The organism is Streptomyces sp. NPDC001339 (assembly GCF_042895955.1).
GTDB lineage: Bacteria > Actinomycetota > Actinomycetes > Streptomycetales > Streptomycetaceae > Streptomyces.
Genome location: NZ_JBIAWT010000006.1, coordinates 208,587 through 224,524, shown reverse-complemented (window position 1 = coordinate 224,524; position 15,938 = coordinate 208,587). Strand labels below are relative to the sequence as shown.

General features: G+C 71.7%; 15 protein-coding genes. 7 read left to right on the top strand and 8 right to left on the bottom strand.

Features of this window, described 5'->3' with window-relative positions:
• Nucleotides 1-194 precede the first annotated feature (194 nt).
• Nucleotides 195-1,250, bottom strand: a complete 1,056-nt coding sequence (locus ACFY12_RS19215; protein ID WP_390716996.1) for a biotin/lipoate A/B protein ligase family protein — start codon at nt 1,248-1,250, stop codon at nt 195-197.
• Between the two features lie 217 nt (nt 1,251-1,467).
• Here ACFY12_RS19215 and ACFY12_RS19210 point away from each other — a divergent pair, with 217 nt between their 5' ends.
• From ACFY12_RS19210 to ACFY12_RS19185, 6 genes are all read left to right on the top strand, one after another.
• Nucleotides 1,468-3,348: a gamma-glutamyltransferase family protein gene (locus tag ACFY12_RS19210; RefSeq protein ID WP_390716995.1), complete on the top strand. Its 1,881-nt coding sequence runs from the start codon at nt 1,468-1,470 to the stop codon at nt 3,346-3,348.
• A gap of 248 nt (nt 3,349-3,596) precedes the next feature.
• The gene (locus tag ACFY12_RS19205) at nt 3,597-4,430 is read left to right on the top strand and encodes an inositol monophosphatase family protein (RefSeq protein WP_390717320.1); all 834 of its coding nucleotides are present in this window, start codon (nt 3,597-3,599) and stop codon (nt 4,428-4,430) included.
• A gap of 49 nt (nt 4,431-4,479) precedes the next feature.
• Nucleotides 4,480-5,892 carry a phytoene desaturase family protein gene (locus tag ACFY12_RS19200; RefSeq protein WP_390716994.1) on the top strand — a complete coding sequence of 471 codons (1,413 nt, stop codon included), beginning with the start codon at nt 4,480-4,482 and terminating at the stop codon, nt 5,890-5,892.
• A gap of 169 nt (nt 5,893-6,061) precedes the next feature.
• Complete coding sequence (locus tag ACFY12_RS19195; RefSeq protein ID WP_390716993.1) at nt 6,062-6,613, top strand: O-acetyl-ADP-ribose deacetylase; 552 nt, start codon at nt 6,062-6,064, stop codon at nt 6,611-6,613.
• A gap of 118 nt (nt 6,614-6,731) precedes the next feature.
• On the top strand, nt 6,732-8,207 hold the full coding sequence (locus ACFY12_RS19190) for an AlkA N-terminal domain-containing protein (RefSeq protein WP_390716992.1): 1,476 nt from the start codon (nt 6,732-6,734) through the stop codon (nt 8,205-8,207).
• A gap of 10 nt (nt 8,208-8,217) precedes the next feature.
• Nucleotides 8,218-8,817 (top strand): methylated-DNA--[protein]-cysteine S-methyltransferase, encoded by a 600-nt coding sequence (locus tag ACFY12_RS19185; protein ID WP_390716991.1) that lies wholly within the window; start codon nt 8,218-8,220, stop codon nt 8,815-8,817.
• A 52-nt stretch (nt 8,818-8,869) separates the two neighbouring features.
• Here the strand turns inward: ACFY12_RS19185 and ACFY12_RS19180 are convergent, their stop codons facing one another.
• The 3 genes from ACFY12_RS19180 to ACFY12_RS19170 form a co-directional block, all read right to left on the bottom strand.
• Entirely contained in the window at nt 8,870-9,127 is a 258-nt protein-coding gene (locus ACFY12_RS19180) for a TetR/AcrR family transcriptional regulator C-terminal domain-containing protein (RefSeq protein ID WP_390716990.1), read from the bottom strand.
• Between the two features lie 263 nt (nt 9,128-9,390).
• On the bottom strand, nt 9,391-10,227 hold the full coding sequence (locus ACFY12_RS19175; protein ID WP_390716989.1) for a nucleotidyltransferase domain-containing protein: 837 nt from the start codon (nt 10,225-10,227) through the stop codon (nt 9,391-9,393).
• A gap of 135 nt (nt 10,228-10,362) precedes the next feature.
• Complete coding sequence (locus ACFY12_RS19170; RefSeq protein ID WP_390716988.1) at nt 10,363-10,872, bottom strand: NUDIX domain-containing protein; 510 nt, start codon at nt 10,870-10,872, stop codon at nt 10,363-10,365.
• A gap of 300 nt (nt 10,873-11,172) precedes the next feature.
• Between ACFY12_RS19170 and ACFY12_RS19165 the strand changes: the two genes are divergently transcribed.
• Nucleotides 11,173-12,297 carry a glycerate kinase gene (locus tag ACFY12_RS19165; RefSeq protein ID WP_390716987.1) on the top strand — a complete coding sequence of 375 codons (1,125 nt, stop codon included), beginning with the start codon at nt 11,173-11,175 and terminating at the stop codon, nt 12,295-12,297.
• A gap of 172 nt (nt 12,298-12,469) precedes the next feature.
• Here ACFY12_RS19165 and pssA read toward each other — a convergent pair whose 3' ends face one another.
• From pssA to ACFY12_RS19145, 4 genes are all read right to left on the bottom strand, one after another.
• Nucleotides 12,470-13,330, bottom strand: a complete 861-nt coding sequence (gene pssA / locus ACFY12_RS19160) for a CDP-diacylglycerol--serine O-phosphatidyltransferase (protein ID WP_181690330.1) — start codon at nt 13,328-13,330, stop codon at nt 12,470-12,472.
• The gene (locus tag ACFY12_RS19155) at nt 13,317-13,964 is read right to left on the bottom strand and encodes a phosphatidylserine decarboxylase (RefSeq protein WP_390716986.1); all 648 of its coding nucleotides are present in this window, start codon (nt 13,962-13,964) and stop codon (nt 13,317-13,319) included. Before ACFY12_RS19155 ends, pssA begins: the two co-directional genes overlap by 14 nt.
• 170 nt (nt 13,965-14,134) lie before the next feature.
• Nucleotides 14,135-15,340, bottom strand: coding sequence for an acyl-CoA dehydrogenase family protein (locus ACFY12_RS19150; RefSeq protein ID WP_390716985.1), 1,206 nt, complete (start codon nt 15,338-15,340; stop codon nt 14,135-14,137).
• A gap of 5 nt (nt 15,341-15,345) precedes the next feature.
• Nucleotides 15,346-15,888, bottom strand: coding sequence for a MaoC family dehydratase (locus ACFY12_RS19145; RefSeq protein ID WP_390717319.1), 543 nt, complete (start codon nt 15,886-15,888; stop codon nt 15,346-15,348).
• Nucleotides 15,889-15,938 lie beyond the last annotated feature (50 nt).

Genomic DNA, 15,938 nt, shown 5'->3' with positions numbered 1-15,938 from the left:
AGCCATGACCGGACGGTAACAGTCCTACAGGAAGGCTGCCCAATTCTCGTGGCGGACCCGTGCGATGCCGCGTGCCGCCCTTCCGGTGCACGCGCTGTGCGTCCGTGGCCGGCCCGGCCATCCCGCCCACGCCGGGCAATCCGCGGATCCGTGAACGCGGATCCGTGAACACCGAGAGGTGTTTCGAGGTGTTTCTACGGCACCCGTGCCGTCCATTCCTTGTTGCTGTACCGAGTGATGGCGAGTTCCTCGGCGCGGGCCATCTCCTCGGGGGTGACGTGGCCCCGGGTGAGCCCGTAGCGGGTGCGGAAGGAAGCGATCATGCGGTCGATCACTTCGGCGCGGGGGAGACCCGTCTGGCGGCGGAGGGGGTCGACGCGCTTCTTGGCGCTCTTGGTGCCCTTGTCGGACATCTTCTCCTTGCCGATGCGCAACACGTCGACCATCTTGTCGGCGTCGATGTCGTAGGACATCGTCACGTGATGCAGCACGGCGCCGGCGCCGCCGGCGAGGCGCTTCTGTGCGGCACCGGCGATCTTGCCTTCACTGGAGGCGATGTCGTTCAGCGGCTGGTACCAGGCTTTGATCCCCATGTCGCCAAGGGCGCTCAGAACCCAGTCGTCGAGGTAGGCGTAGGACTCGGCGAAGGACAGCCCGGAGACCAGGGAGGCCGGGACCGAGAGCGAATAGGTGATGGTGTTCTCAGCCTCTACGAACATGGCTCCGCCACCGGAAATCCGCCGTACGACAGTGACTCCGTGGCGAGCCGCACCCGCAGGGTCCACTTCGTTCCGGAGGGACTGGAAGCTCCCGATGATGACGGCCGGGGAGTCCCACTCCCAGACCCGCAGGGTCGGCGCGCGGCGTCCCGCGGCGACCTCCTCGGTGATGACCTGGTCGAGAGCCATGTGCAGGATGGGCGACTGCGGCTGCTCGTGGATGAGTTGCCAGTCGTGGTCGGACCAGTCGGTGGCCTGAGTCAGCGCTCGGCGCACGGCCACGGCGACTCCCTCGGCTGTGATGCCGTACATCGTGGTGCCCGCGGGAAGGGCAGCCTCGATACGGGAGGCGAGTCCCGCCGCGTCGGTGTCGGCAGGGGCGCCTTCCAGCGCGTGATCGATGGCTGCGAGGGCCTCGTCGGGTTCCAGGAAGAAGTCGCCGGCCACCCGGACATTGCGTAGCACGCCATCCTGGCTGTCCAGATCTACTCCTACGAGTTTTCCGCCAGGAATCTTGTACTCGCCGTGCACGCGGCTTCGCCTCCATCGTCGTGATCGATTCCACGATAACGCGCTACGGCGTATGTCCATTTTCTTGTGGAAGGGAGGGCGCGACCCGTGCAGGTGAGGGTGGAGGTAAGGAACCATACGCGCGTAGTGGACCAGCCCGTACGCCCCACCGGCCGTCTTCCCTCCCCTCACGGGAGGGGCCGCTCCACAGGAGACAGCTACAGGAGGAGAGAAGCCCGTGTTCACCACCCGTCCGACCCTCCAGGGAACCTTCGGCATGGTCTCCAGCACGCACTGGCTCGCGTCCCAGTCCGCGATGGCCGTGCTGGAGGACGGCGGCAACGCCTATGACGCGGCGGTGGCCGCCGGGTTCGTGCTGCATGTCGTCGAGCCGCATCTGAACGGGCCGGCGGGCGAGGTGCCGATCATCCTGGCGCCGGCCGGCGGGCCCGTACAGGTGCTGTGCGGACAGGGGCCGGCGCCGGCCGGGGCGAGCGTGGCGTACTACACCTCGCTCGGTCTGGAGCTGGTGCCCGGCACCGGTCCGCTCGCCGCCGCCGTCCCGGGGGCGTTCGACGCCTGGATGCTGCTGCTGCGCGATCACGGCACCAAGCCGCTCGCCGAGGTGCTGCGGTACGCCGTCGGATACGCCGAGCACGGGCATCCGGCCGTCGAGCGGGTCGGCGAGACCGTCGAGGCCGTGCGTGAGCTGTTCGAGACGGAGTGGACCTCGTCCGCCGAGATCTACCTGCCGGGCGGCAGGTCCGTCGCGCCGGGCGGACGCCTGCGGAACCGGCCGCTGGCGGCGACCTGGCGGCGGCTGATCGCGGAGGCGGAGGCCGCGTCGGCCGGGCGGGAGGCGCAGATCGACGCCGCCCGTCGCATCTGGCGCGAGGGCTTCATCGGTGCGGCGCTGGCCGACTTCGCGGCCCGGCCGGCGCTGGACACGTCCGGTGAGCGGCACGCCGGCACGCTCACCGGCGATGATCTGGCCGCGTTCGCCGCCACGTACGAGACACCCGCCACCTACGACTGGAACGGCTGGACCGTCGCCAAGGCGGGCGGCTGGTCCCAGGGGCCGGCCTTTCTGCAGCAGCTCGCCCTGCTGCCGGAGGAGCTGCCCGCCTACGGCAGCCCTGATTACGTGCATCTGCTCATCGAGGGCAGCAAGCTGGCGATGGCGGACCGGGAGGCCTGGTACGGGGACGCCTGGTACGGGGGCTCCGGCGAGGTGCCGCTCGACGCGCTGCTCGGCGACGGCTACAACGCCGCGCGCCGGTCCCTCGTCGGTGAGCGTGCCTCGTACGAGCTGCGGCCCGGCAGTCCGGACGGGCTCCGCCCGCGGCTGAGCGGGTACGTGGTGGCGGCCGGGGGCGGTGACGGCGGCTTCGATCCGCTGGGGATCTCCGGGAGCGGAGTGGGGGAGCCGACCGTTGGCGGCGGGACGGTGGCGGGCGCCGGTGCTGCGGATGCGCCTGCCGATGCCGTGTCCGAGGTCGACCGGAGCGGGGCCACCCGGGGTGACACCTGCCACCTCGATGTCGTCGACCGCTGGGGCAATCTCGTCTCCGCCACCCCCTCCGGCGGCTGGTTGCAGTCCAACCCCGTCGTCCCGGCCCTCGGCTTCCCGCTCGGCACCCGCCTGCAGATGGCCTGGCTGGAGGAGGGACTGCCCAACTCCCTCACCCCGGGGCGCCGCCCGCGCACCACCCTCAGCCCGTCCCTCGCGCTGCGCGGGGGCGTCCCGGTGATGGCCTTCGGCACGCCGGGCGGTGATCAGCAGGACCAGTGGCAGGTCCACTTCTTCCTGGCCGTGGCGCTGCGCGGGGCGGTACGCGGCGGCCTCGACCTACAGGGCGCCATCGACGCGCCGAACTGGCACCACGACTCCGTCCCCGGGTCGTTCTTCCCGCGCCGGATGCGTCCGGGGAGCGTGACGGTGGAGTCCCGGATCGGCGCGGGGACGATCGACGCACTACGGCGGCGCGGGCATCGGGTCACGGTGGGTGACGCCTGGTCCGAGGGGCGGCTCTGCGCGGTGGCGCGGGATCCGGAGAGCGGTGTGCTGTCCGCCGCGGCGAATCCGCGGGGGATGCAGGGGTACGCGGTCGGCCGCTGACGTGGCCCGGCAGCTGCCGGGGCGGTCCGGCCGGGGCAGGATCGCGGGCGGGTGGCGGTCACCGTCGGTGTCCGCCACACCTCGGTGTGACCTCCACGGCATCCGGAGTTCACCCGGTGTCCAGTCGGAGTGTCAGTGGGTCGTGGTTCGATGGATGCATGATCGAAGCACTTGGCACCCACGATGCGGGAGAAACCACGGATATCACCGACATCACCGACGTCACGCAAATCGCCGGAACTCCCACCATGACCTTCTCGCCGGACCTGTCCGGGGTGGACCTGGACGCCGTCGAGGCCGCCATCCGCAAGGCCGCGGCCGACGAGATCATGCCGCGCTTCCGGCAGCTCGCCGCCGAGGAGATCGTCGAGAAGAACGGTCCGCACGACCTCGTCACGATCGCCGACCGGCGCGCTGAGGAGCACCTCACCGCCTCGCTCACGGCTCTGCTTCCCGGCTCCCGGGTGGTGGGCGAGGAGGCGGTGCACGCCGATCCGGGCGTGCTCGACGCATTGCGCGGCGACGCCCCTGTCTGGATCGTCGACCCGGTCGACGGCACTCGCCAGTTCGTCCACGGCGACCCTGGCTTCGCCACCCTCGTCACGCTCGCCCACCGCGGTGAACTGCTCGCTTCCTGGACGTACGCCCCCGCGCTCGACCTGATGGCGGTCGCCCGCCGCGGCGCCGGCGCCCGCCTCAACGGCGTACCGCTGAGGGCCGGCAGCCCGGCCCCGGACGCGGTCCTCCAGGTCGCCACGTCCCACCACGACTTCACCGACGACGAAGAGAAGCGGGTGCTGGCCGCCCTGAACACCGGTGGCGTCGCCCCCCGTCCCTGTGGCGCGGCGGGCCTGGAGTACCTGCACATAGCCAGCGGCGAGCTGGACGCCACGGCCTTCAGCTGGGAAAACGCCTGGGACCATGCCGCCGGGCTGCTGCTCGTCCATGAGGCGGGCGGCGCGAGCGGCACGGTGGCGGGGGAGCCCTTCCGTATCGAGGGCGGCAATGCGCTGCCCTTCACCGCGGCGCGTGACGCCGAAACCGCGCGGCGTATCCTCGGACTGCTGGCGGCCGCCAACTGATCCTCACCGACGAGGGTCGGAGATGAGGGGAGTGGCGCAGGTGCCGAGGATGCTCGATGCCGTCGTTGTCGGGGCTGGGCCCAACGGCCTGACGGCGGCAGTCGAACTGGCCCGCCGCGGGATGTCCGTGGAGATCTTTGAAGCCCGTGACACCATCGGCGGCGGCGCGCATACCGAGGAGCTGACCCTCCCCGGCTTCCGCCACGACACCTGTTCGGCGGTGCATCCGCTCGCCGTGGGCTCGCCGGCCTTCAGCAGGATGCCGCTGGAGCGGTACGGCCTGGAGTGGCTGCACCCGGACCTGCCCATGGCCCACCCCTTCCCCGACGGCACGGCCGCCGTGCTCGCGCACTCCGTCGGGGCCACCGCGATGTCCTTCGGACCGCGCGACGCCGGTACCTATCGACGGCTGGTCGCGCCGTTCCTCGGCAGGTGGGAGTCGATGGCCCACGACTTCCTGCGCACCCAGTGGCTCGGCCTGCCGCAGGATCCGGTGACCTACGCCCGCTTCGGCCTGGTCGCCGCCCAGCCGGTGACGCTGCTCAACCGCCGCTTCCAGGACGAGAAGGCCCGCGCCCTGCTGGCCGGTCTCGCGGCGCACGCCATCGCCCCGCTCTGCGGCATCGGCACCTCCGGCATCGCCCTGATGTTCGCCCTCGCCGCGCATGCGAAGGGCTGGCCGGTGCCGCGCGGTGGGTCCCAGGCGATCTCCGCCGCGCTGGCCGGCCTCCTGCGCGCCCATGGCGGAGCGGTGCACACCGGCTTCGAGGTCAAGCGCCTCGACGACCTCCCGCCGGCCCGCGCGTACATCTTCGACACCTCCCCGACCGCGCTGGCCCGGATCGCCGGCCTGGGCAACGCCTACCGCGACGTCACGTACGGGCCCGCCTCCTTCAAGATCGACTACGCGCTGTCCGGCCCGGTGCCCTGGACGGCCGAGCCGGCCCGCCGCGCCGGCACCGTCCACATCGGCCCCACCAGCGAGGAGATCGGTGCCGCACTGAACGCCGCGGCCCGCGGCGAGGACCCGTCGGTCCCTTTCCTGATCACCGCTCAGCCCAGCCTGATCGACCCCACCCGAGCCCCCGAGGGCAAGCATGTCTTCTGGGCGTACGGCCATGTCCCCAACGGCTGGGAGGGCGACGCCACCGACGTCATCGAGCGGCAGATCGAGCGTTTCGCCCCCGGCTTCCGCGACCTGGTCCTGGCCCGCGCCGTCGCCGGACCGCCCCAACTCGCCGCCCGCAACGCCAATTACGTCGGCGGCGACACCGCGACCGGTTCCGCGGCCGGTCTGCGCCTGCTCATCCGCCCCAAACTCACCCGCGTCCCCTACGAGACCGCCCACCCCGCCGTCTTCCTGTGCTCCCAGGCCACCCCGCCGGGCCCTGGCGTCCACGGCATGTCCGGCCATTACGCCGCCAAGGCAGTGTGGCGCCGGTTGTCCGCAGGTGGTCGTTAGGGTGCGGCCGCGGCTCTTGCGCCGGTTGTCCGCGGGTGGTCGTTAGGGTGCGGCTGCGCCTCTTGCGCCGGTTGTCCGCGGGTGGTCGTCAGGGTGCGGCCGCGGCTCTTGCGCCGGGTGTTCGCGGGACGCCGCTGAGACGCGGGTGGTGCGCCTACGCTCGGATGCCATGGGCATCCAGCGCACCTCCCTCACGCTCGTCCAGGGCGACATCACCGAACAGGCCGTGGACGCCGTGGTCAACGCCGCCAACTCCTCGCTCCTCGGCGGCGGGGGAGTGGACGGCGCGATCCATCGCCGCGGCGGACCGGAGATCCTCGCCGAGTGCCGCTCCCTCCGCGCCTCGCACTACGGCCGCGGCCTGCCCACCGGCCAAGCCGTCGCCACCACCGCCGGCCGTTTGCCCGCACGCTGGGTGATCCACGCGGTGGGCCCGGTGCACTCCGGCAGCGAGGACCGCACCGAGCTGCTCGTCTCCTGCTACCGGGAGTCCCTCCGCCTGGCCGGCGAACTGGGCGCCCGCACCGTGGCGTTCCCCGCCATCTCCACCGGCGTCTACCGCTGGCCGATCGCCGACGCCGCCCGCATCGCCGCGGCAACGGTCCGCGCGGCGGTGGCCGCTGCCCCCGACGCCTTCGACGAGATCCGCTTCGTCGTCTTCGACGACCGTGCCCGCGAGGCGTACGAGACGGCCCTGGCCGGCGGCGACGGCGGTGACTGAGCTCCCGTGACACGGCCGGCGGAAGGCTCCGGCCCGCTCCGACCCACTCCGGCCGCCTCCGACCTTGATGTCGGATTCTCGCCAGCCCGGAGCCGTTCGGCTGAGCGATGCTGAGGGCATGCACACCGACACCGAGCGCTGTCTGCGCGCCGTGCAGTCCAAGGACGCCCGCTTCGACGGCTGGTTCTACACGGCCGTGCTCACCACCCGTATCTACTGCCGCCCCAGCTGCCCTGTCGTCCCGCCCAAGCCGGAGAACATCCGGTTCTACCCGAGCGCGGCGGCCGCCCAGCAGGCCGGATTCCGGGCCTGCAAACGCTGCCGGCCGGATGCCAGCCCGGGGTCACCGCAGTGGGACGAGCGGGCCGACCTGGTCGCGCGGGCGATGCGGCTGATCGCCGACGGCATCGTCGACCGCGAGGGGGTGCCCGGTCTCGCGGCCCGCCTCGGCTACAGCACCCGGCAGATCGAGCGCCAGCTCCTGGCCGAGCTGGGTGCCGGGCCGCTCGCGCTGGCCCGGGCCCAGCGCGCGCAGACCGCCCGGCTGCTGGTGGAGACCACGGCGCTGCCGATGGCCGAGGTCGCCTTCGCCGCCGGATTCGCGAGCATCCGTACCTTCAACGAGACCGTACGGGAGGTCTTCGCGCTCTCCCCGACCGACCTGCGGCAGCGTGCCAAGCCCGGCCCGGGTGCGGCGGTGCCCGGGACGCTCGCGCTGCGGCTGCCCTTCCGCAGGCCGCTGAACCCCGACAACCTCTTCGGGCACCTCGCCGCCACCGCCGTCCCCGGCGTGGAGGAGTGGCGGGAGGGCGCCTACCGCCGCACCCTGCGCCTCCCCTACGGGCACGGCATCGTCGCCCTCGCGCCCCACCCCGACCACATCGACTGCCGGCTGGCCCTCACCGACCTGCGCGATCTGGCCGGTGCCATCGCCCGCTGCCGCCGGATGCTCGACCTCGACGCCGACCCGGAGGCCGTCGACGGGCTGCTGCGCGAGGACCCGCAGCTGGCGCCACTCGTCGACAAGGCGCCCGGCCGCCGGGTCCCGCGTACCGTCGACGCCGACGAGTTCGCGGTGCGCGCCGTCCTCGGCCAGCAGGTCTCCACCGCGGCGGCCCGCACCCACGCCGGACGCCTGGTCCGTGCGCACGGTGAGGGCATCGACGACCCCGGCGGGGGCCTCAGCCACCTCTTCCCGTCCGCCGCCGCGCTCGCCGAACTGGACCCCGCGACACTGGCGATGCCCCGCACCCGGCGGGCCACGCTCACCGGCGTGATCGCCGCCCTCGGCTCCGGTGCGCTGCGACTCGGCGTCGGCAGCGACCGCGACGAGGCCCGGGCACAGCTCACGGCGCTGCCCGGCATCGGCCCCTGGACCGTGGAATGCATCGCCATGCGCGGTCTCGGTGACCCGGACGCCTTCACCCCCACCGACCTCGGACTGCGCCGCGCCGCCGCCGCGCTCGGACTGCCGCACACCCCGGCCGCCCTGATCCGGCACTCCGGGGTCTGGCGCCCCTGGCGCGCCTACGCCGTCCAGTACCTCTGGGCGACCGACGACAGTCACCCCATCAACCACCTCCCGACGAACTGAGCCCACAGCCATGACATTTCACTCGCCGGCACCCCACTCGTCGACGCCCGACTCGTCCCTGCCGCGCCCGCCCGCGCACTCCGAGGGCAGCGCTCCGATCACCCACACCGTCCTGGCGGACACCCCGGTCGGGCCGCTCACGCTCGTCGCCGCCGGTGACGCCCTGACCGGCCTGTACATGACCGGCCAGCGTCACCGTCCGCCCGAGGAGGCCTTCGGCGCTCCGGCGGACCCCGGTGCGCCTCCGTTCGCCGCCACCATCACCCAGCTACGGGCCTACTTCCGCGGCGAGCTGACCACCTTCGACCTGCCGCTCGCGCTGCGCGGTACGCCGTTCCAGCGGCGCGTCTGGGCGGCGCTGCGCCGGATCCCGTACGGCGAGACCCGCTCGTACGGGCAGCTCGCGGAGCAGCTCGGCGCTCCGTCGGCGGCGCGTGCGGTCGGCCTGGCCAACGGGCGCAACCCGGTCGGCATCATCGTCCCCTGCCATCGCGTCGTCGGCGCCGACGGCAGCCTGACCGGCTACGGCGGCGGCTTGGACCGCAAGCGCCGGCTGCTCGCCTTCGAGCGGACGGCGGACGCGCTGTTCCCGGCGGAGGGGTGCGGCTGACGCCGGGCTCCGTCTACGGGGCAGGCTCCCGTCTACGGGGCAGGCTCCCGTCTTACGGGGCGCCCGGCGGCCGGAGACCGTTGAGCAGGGCCCGTACGGTCTCGGCCGCGAACTCCTCCTCGCTCTCCGGGAGCAGTGTGCCGGGGGGCGCCTCGGAGTCGAAGAACAGGTCGAGGAAGGCGCGGTGGAAACAGGCCCCGATGAGGAGCAGGGCCGCCGCGTGCGGGTCGACCTCGGCCGTGATCCGGCCCAGGACCTGCTCGGCCTCCAGATACGCGGCCAGGTGCCGGGTGGCGTACTGCGGTCCCACGGTGCCGAGTTCGTGCAGTCGGCGGCGGTTCGTCGCCAGCAGCTCGGGGCTGGCGAAGAGTGACGCGGCCCCGCCTTCTCGACCGGCCCGGCGAGGGCCGCTACCGCCATGCCGTCGGGATCAGCGCTGAATCGCTCCGCTCCGCCGGGACCCGAGCGGCCTAGGGCCCTTCTGATGGATCTCCGCGGCGTCGCGACGCCCGGCACGCCGAGAGCACGCACCAGACGCCGCTCCTTCTCCCACGGAGATCCATCAGAAGGGCCCTAGCGGACGGCGACCGCCGCGCGTACCTCCGCCACCAGTCGCTCCGCCTCGCGCAGGGAGTTTTCCAACTCGCTTGCCGAGCGGCCGAGTTGGGCCAGCAGGACGGCGGCGCGGTCGGTGAAGCCGGGTGGGGTGTGCGGCAGGGTGCCGGCCGCCGCGAGGGCGCCCTTCTCGTTGAGGCACCAGACGCGGTGGTGCGCGTGCAGCGCCTGGACGAGGTAGCCGACCGCACGGGACAGGCACAGGGCGGCGTGCAGGACGTCGGACGCCGCGTACGACTTGGCCGCCATCGCCACCGAGAACCCCGCGTCCCACACCGCGGCCCCGGTCAGCGCCTCCCGCAGCGCCTCCGGATACTCCTGCGCTGCCTCCTTGAGGCCGGCCAGCTCCTCGTCGGTGTCGGCGAGCACCCGGCCCAGCGCCACCTCGCCCGGGTAGGCGGGTGACCAGAAGCCGAGCGGATGACCGGCCTGTACGCCGATCTCGAAGCGGCCCGCACGGCACTCCTGCCACACCCGCCGCACCCGGTCGAGGTCCCGAAGGATCCAGTCCACATGGCTGCCGTCGGGCAGTACGAGCCAGGCCCCGCCATTGACCCAGGGGCCCCAGGCCCCCGGCCCGTATACCTCGACGGGGTCGCCGACCACCTCCGTGGCCAGCGCCGCCAGCGCCGTCAGGTCCGGCTCTCCCCGGTAGTAGACCCCGAGATCCCAGTCGGAGTCCGGCCGGTGCGTTCCCCGCGCCCGGCTGCCCCCGAGCATCACCCCGACGACTCCCGGCACCTGCGCGATCCTGGCGGTGATGCCCTTCAGGGGCGTACTGGTCACGTCTTCCATGGCCGGCACCTTAGGGCGCCGGTGATCGGCACTCACCTCATTTAGCCGTGCACCGGGCTCATCCGGCCATGCCGTTCAGCCGCGCCCTTCAGCGATGCCGTTCAGCCGTGCCGTTCAGCCGTGCCGGGCAGGTGTTCACGCCGGGTCCGTGACTCCCGACGGCGGCACCCCGTCCTCCAGCTCGGCCGGGCCGCGGCCGTCCGCGAGGGCCCGCAGAGCGGCGCCGATGCGCAGGGCCATCTCGCGGTCCAGCAGGGTCTGGGCCTCGTCCCAGTGGACCATGCGCCAGGACAGCAGCTCCTCTTCCTGCAAGCGGATCGCGGCGAGCTGTTCCGGGGCGAGCACCCCGCCGTCGAAGAGGTACGACACCAGCGGGGGCCGCTCCTCCCCGCGGACCCAGTCGACGGCGAGCAGCGCGCCCAGCTCGATGTCCAGGCCGATCTCCTCGGCGGTTTCGCGGCGGGCCGCCTGGCGGGGCGACTCACCGGTGTCCGATTCGACGGTGCCGCCCGGCAGGTTCCAGGCGTCCCGGTAGTTCGGTTCCACCAGCAGGACGCGGCCGTCCGCGTCACGGAAGATGGCGCCCGCTCCCGCGAGTACACGGGGCAGACCGGCGATGTAAGTGGCGTAATCCGTGGTCGTCACGGCGTGAGCCTAGACGAGCCGGGACCGGATCAGTCCTCCGTGATGGATCTTCGAGGCGCACCCCCGGGGCGCTCGGAAGCGCCGACGCCGCCCCGCCCCGCCGTCGTCCGCTCCCGTCCCCTCCCGTCGTCTCCCCTGTTCGCCGGGCCGTTGGCCGGATAAGGTCGCAGCGGCGCGACTGCCCGTTCGAAAGCAAGGGGAAAGACGGTGGCGGACGCAGCAAGGACGAACGCGGCACAGGCACATCCGGACGCGCATCCACCCGTACCTCCGCGTTCCCGTGACCATGCCGATGCCCGTGTGCTGATCGCAGCGGACAAGTTCAAGGGGTCGCTCACGGCCATCGAGGTCGCCGAGCACGTCACTGCGGGGCTGCGGCGGGTGGTTCCCGGGCTGGAGGTGGCGGCCGTCCCGGTCGCGGACGGCGGCGACGGCACCGTGGCCGCGGCCCTCGCGGCCGGGTTCACCCGCCGGGAGGCCCGGGTCACCGGCCCCACCGGCGAGCCGGTGACGGCCACCTTCGCACTGCGCGGTGACGGCACGGCGGTGGTGGAGATGGCGGAGGCGTCCGGCCTTCAGCACCTTCCCGCGGGCGTCTTCGCGCCCCTGACGGCCGGCACGTACGGCACCGGCGAGCTGCTCCTCGCGGCGCTGGACGCGGGCGCGACCTCGATCGTCTTCGGTGTCGGCGGCAGCGCGACGACCGATGGCGGCGCGGGCATGCTCGCGGCGCTGGGGGCCCGGTTCCTGGACGCGGATGGTGCGCCGGTCGCCCCCGGTGGCGGGCCGCTGCGCGGTCTGGTGACGGCCGATCTGTCGGGGCTGGATCCCCGGCTGGCGCGGACCGTCTTCGTGCTCGCCAGCGACGTCGACAACCCGCTCACGGGACCCAAGGGCGCCGCGGCGGTCTACGGGCCGCAGAAGGGCGCCGGGCCGGACGACGTGGCCGCGCTGGACGCCGCGCTGGTGCACTACGCCGAGGTGCTGGAGCGCGCGCTGGGGCCCAGGGCCGCCGAGTACGCTCTGGCGCCGGGCGCGGGCGCGGCGGGCGGTATCGGCTACGGCGCTCTGGTGGGCCTGGACGCGACGTTCCGGCCCGGTATCGACGTGATGCTCGACGTCCTGGGCTTCGGCCCGGCGCTGGCGAAGGCCACGTTCGTGATCACGGGGGAGGGCTCGCTGGACGAGCAGACCCTGCACGGCAAGGCGCCGGCCGGGGTCGCCGCCGCGGCCCGGGCGGCCGGCCTGGACGTGGTCGCCGTCTGCGGTCGGCTCCTCCTGCCCGAGGAGGCCCTCCGCAGGGCAGGGATCCAGCGGGCGTACGCCCTGACGGACCTGGAGCCCGACCCGGCCCGCTGTATCGCGGAGGCGGGCCCCTTGCTGGAGCGGGCGGCGGAGAACCTGGCGCGCGACTTCCTGGTCTGAGCGCACGCCTTCCTGGTCCGGGTCACGGCTTCCCGGTCCGAGGCACGGCTTCCCGGTCTGGCGCGCGGCGACACGGCAGGTCGCCGGAGCCGTAACGCCGGGAGCCCCGGGCGAACGATTCGCCCGGGGCTCCCGGCTCTTGCTGGGGCGCGGTGGCTGTGCACCGCTCGTGTCAGGGAAGCTGCGCGGCGCGTGACTCGGCGCGGGACTCGCGGCGGTTGTCGCGGAAGGTGTTGACCCTCCGGGCCGTCGCGAACAGCGGGATCATCGCGCCCAGGACCACCTGCAGGGAACAGCCGGTCTGCAGCAGCAGCTGGCCGCCGGGGGCGTCCAGCGCCCAGGCCGCCAGCATGCCCATGCTGATGATGATCCAGCTGAGCATCGCCACCGCGAGGCGGCCCCGGGGCTTGGGGTACTCGACGCGGCTCACCATCAGCCAGGCCACGCCGATGATCGCCAGCAGCGTCGGCAGGAACGGCAGCTCCAGCAGCACGATGGCGACGACGGTCAGGGCGCCGAAGGGGCTCGGCATGCCCTGGAAGATGCCGTCGCGCAGGGTGACGCAGGAGAACCGGGCCAGCCGCAGGATCACCGCCAGCAGCACCACCACCGCCGCGACCACCGACACCCGCTGGTGCGAGTCCGGGGCGACCATGCCCCAGGTCACGACGAAGTACGCGGGCGCCAGGCCGAAGCTGATCAGGTCGGAGAGGTTGTCCAGCTCGGCCCCCATCGCCGAGGCCCGCAGCTTGCGCGCCACCAGCCCGTCGAAGAGGTCGAAGACCGACGCGAGCAGCATCAGGATCACGGCCATGGCCGCGCTGTGCCGGGCCATCCCGCCGTCCTCGGTCCCCGTGAGGTGCGGAATGAGGACCCCGGTGGTCGTGAAGTACACGGCCATGAAGCCACAGATGGCGTTACCGAGGGTGAGGGTGTCCGCTATTGACAGCCGCGTCGACAGCGGCATGTCATCCTCGTCCTCGTCGTTCTCGGGCGCCCAGCCCGCCTGTGTCTCAGGATCAATCACGGTCAAGTCGAGTCACCCCCGCGGTGGTCGCCTGGCCGACCTCGACCGCCACCTCGACGCCCTCCGGAAGGTAGATGTCGACGCGCGAGCCGAAACGGATCAGACCGATCCGCTCGCCCTGCTCCACCTTCGTACCCTCGAGAACGTAGGGGACGATACGGCGGGCCACCGCGCCGGCGATCTGCACCATCTCGATGTCGCCGAGCTCGGTGTCGAAGTGCCAGACGACCCGCTCGTTGTTTTCGCTCTCCTTGTTGAACGCCGGAACGAATCCGCCGGGGATGTGCTCCACGGACGTCACCGTGCCGGCCAGCGGCGCGCGGTTGACGTGGACGTTCAGCGGGCTCATGAAGATCGCGACGCGGGTGCGCCCGTCCTTCCACGGCATGATGCTCTGCACCACACCATCGGCCGGAGAGATGACGCGGCCCTGAGCGATCTCCCGCTCGGGGTCGCGGAAGAACCACAGCATGCCCGCCGCCAGGGCGGTGGTGGGCACGGCAACGGCGGCCCAGCGACCCGACCGGCGGGACCGGGCCAGGCTGACCGCTGCCGTGGCAACGGTCGGCAGGAGCCACGGCGACGCTCCGCGCGCGAGGCGGACGCGACCGCGTGGTGCAGAGGATTGGCTGTGGGGCATGGATGACCTTCGTAGCGGAGGGTGCCGCTCAGGTATACGGGGGACGGCGGCTTTCCCTGGATGCTATCGGTTACGAGCGGCAACTGGCCAAGAGCCAGAGCCAATCCGTGGCCGAAAGACCGATGACAGGGTGTGATCTTCGTCTAGGCTAAAAGGGGCATATCGGGCGTTCACGCCTGGATTCGGTACTCCTCCAGTAGCCGTCGCCCAATGATCATTTTCTGGATCTCGGCGGTACCCTCACCGATGAGGAGCATCGGGGCCTCGCGGTAGAGGCGCTCGATCTCGTACTCCTTGGAGAAGCCGTAGCCGCCATGGATGCGGAACGCGTCTTCCACCACCTCCTTGCAGTACTCGGAGGCCAGGTACTTCGCCATCCCCGCCTCCAGGTCATTGCGCTGGCCGGAGTCCTTTTTGCGAGCGGCATTGACCATCATCGCATGGGCCGCTTCGACCTTTGTCGCCATTTCTGCCAATTTGAACTGGATGGCCTGGTGCTGCGCGATCGGCTTGCCGAAGGTGTGCCGCTGCTGTGCGTACGAAACGCCCAGCTCGAAGGCGCGCTGGGCGACGCCGCAGCCGCGCGCGGCCACGTTCACCCGGCCGACCTCGACCCCGTCCATCATGTGATAGAAGCCACGTCCGGTCTCGCCGCCGAGCACCCGGTCGGCCGGGATGCGCAGCCCGTCCATGATCAGCTCGGTGGTGTCGACGCCCTTGTAGCCCATCTTCTCGATCTTGCCGGGGATGGTCAGGCCGGGCCGGACCTCACCGAAGCCGGCCTCCTTCTCCACGAGGAAGGTCGTCATCGACTTGTGCGGAGGGGCGCCTTCCGGGTGGCCCTCGTCCGTCCGGCACAGCACCGCCACGAGGGTGGACGAACCGCCATTGGTGAGCCACATCTTCTGCCCGGTCAGGACGTAGTCCGAACCGTCCCGTACGCCCTTGGAGGAGATGGCCGAGACGTCCGAGCCGAGCGCCGGCTCCGACATCGAGAAGGCGCCCCGGATTTCACCGGCCGCCATCTTCGGCAGGAAATAGTCCTTCTGCTCCTGCGTGCCGTGCTGCTTGAGCATGTACGCCACGATGAAGTGGGTGTTGATGATGCCCGAGACGCTCATCCAGCCACGGGCGATCTCCTCGACGGTCAGCGCATAGGTGAGCAGGGACTCGCCCAGCCCGCCGTACTCCTCCGGAATCATCAGGCCGAACACGCCGAGTTCCTTGAGGCCCTCGACGATCTGCGTCGGGTACTCGTCGCGGTGCTCAAGCTCCGTGGCGACCGGCAGGATCTCGTTGTCCACGAAATCGCGGACGGTGGAGAGAATTTCCCGCTGGATGTCGGTCAGGCCCTCGGTCTGCGCGAGACGGGTCATGACGGTCAGTTCTCCTTCCCGGCCGCGGGGGCCTGCTTGGCCGCGGGGGCCTTGAGCTCCGGGCGGCCGGGCTGCTCGCCGCCGCGCTCCTTGATGTACGTGGCCGTCGGCACCATGACCTTGCGCCGGAAGACGCAGACCAGGGTGCCGTCCTGCTTGTAGCCCTTGGTCTCGACGTACACGATGCCGCGGTCGGACTTGGACTTCGACGGCGTTTTGTCGAGCACGGTCGTCTCGCCGTAAATCGTGTCGCCGTGGAAGGTCGGCGCCACATGCTTCAGCGACTCGATCTCCAGATTGGCGATGGCCTTTCCGGAGACATCCGGCACCGACATGCCCAGCAGCAGTGAGTAGATGTAGTTGCCGACGACGACGTTCTTTCCGAAGTCGGTGGTCTGCTCCGCGTAGTTGCTGTCCATGTGCAGCGGGTGATGATTCATGGTGAGCAGACAGAAGAGGTGGTCGTCGTATTCGGTGACGGTCTTGCCCGGCCAGTGCTTGTACACGTCGCCGACGGTGAACTCCTCATAGGTACGGCCGAACTGCATCGCGCTCATTCCTCCGGGGCCTCGAACGTGGATGTACGGATCATGCCTGC

Excerpts from the sequence above, each read along its gene's own strand:
- ACFY12_RS19190 (WP_390716992.1), top strand. The coding sequence starts at position 6,732 with ATGCACACCGACACCGAGCGCTGTCTGCGCGCCGTGCAGTCCAAGGAC.
- ACFY12_RS19145 (WP_390717319.1), bottom strand. The coding sequence starts at position 15,888 with ATGCAGTTCGGCCGTACCTATGAGGAGTTCACCGTCGGCGACGTGTAC.
- ACFY12_RS19205 (WP_390717320.1), top strand. The coding sequence starts at position 3,597 with ATGACCTTCTCGCCGGACCTGTCCGGGGTGGACCTGGACGCCGTCGAG.
- ACFY12_RS19150 (WP_390716985.1), bottom strand. The coding sequence starts at position 15,340 with ATGACCCGTCTCGCGCAGACCGAGGGCCTGACCGACATCCAGCGGGAA.
- ACFY12_RS19200 (WP_390716994.1), top strand. The coding sequence starts at position 4,480 with ATGCTCGATGCCGTCGTTGTCGGGGCTGGGCCCAACGGCCTGACGGCG.
- ACFY12_RS19175 (WP_390716989.1), bottom strand. The coding sequence starts at position 10,227 with ATGGAAGACGTGACCAGTACGCCCCTGAAGGGCATCACCGCCAGGATC.
- ACFY12_RS19195 (WP_390716993.1), top strand. The coding sequence starts at position 6,062 with ATGGGCATCCAGCGCACCTCCCTCACGCTCGTCCAGGGCGACATCACC.
- ACFY12_RS19185 (WP_390716991.1), top strand. The coding sequence starts at position 8,218 with ATGACATTTCACTCGCCGGCACCCCACTCGTCGACGCCCGACTCGTCC.
- ACFY12_RS19155 (WP_390716986.1), bottom strand. The coding sequence starts at position 13,964 with ATGCCCCACAGCCAATCCTCTGCACCACGCGGTCGCGTCCGCCTCGCG.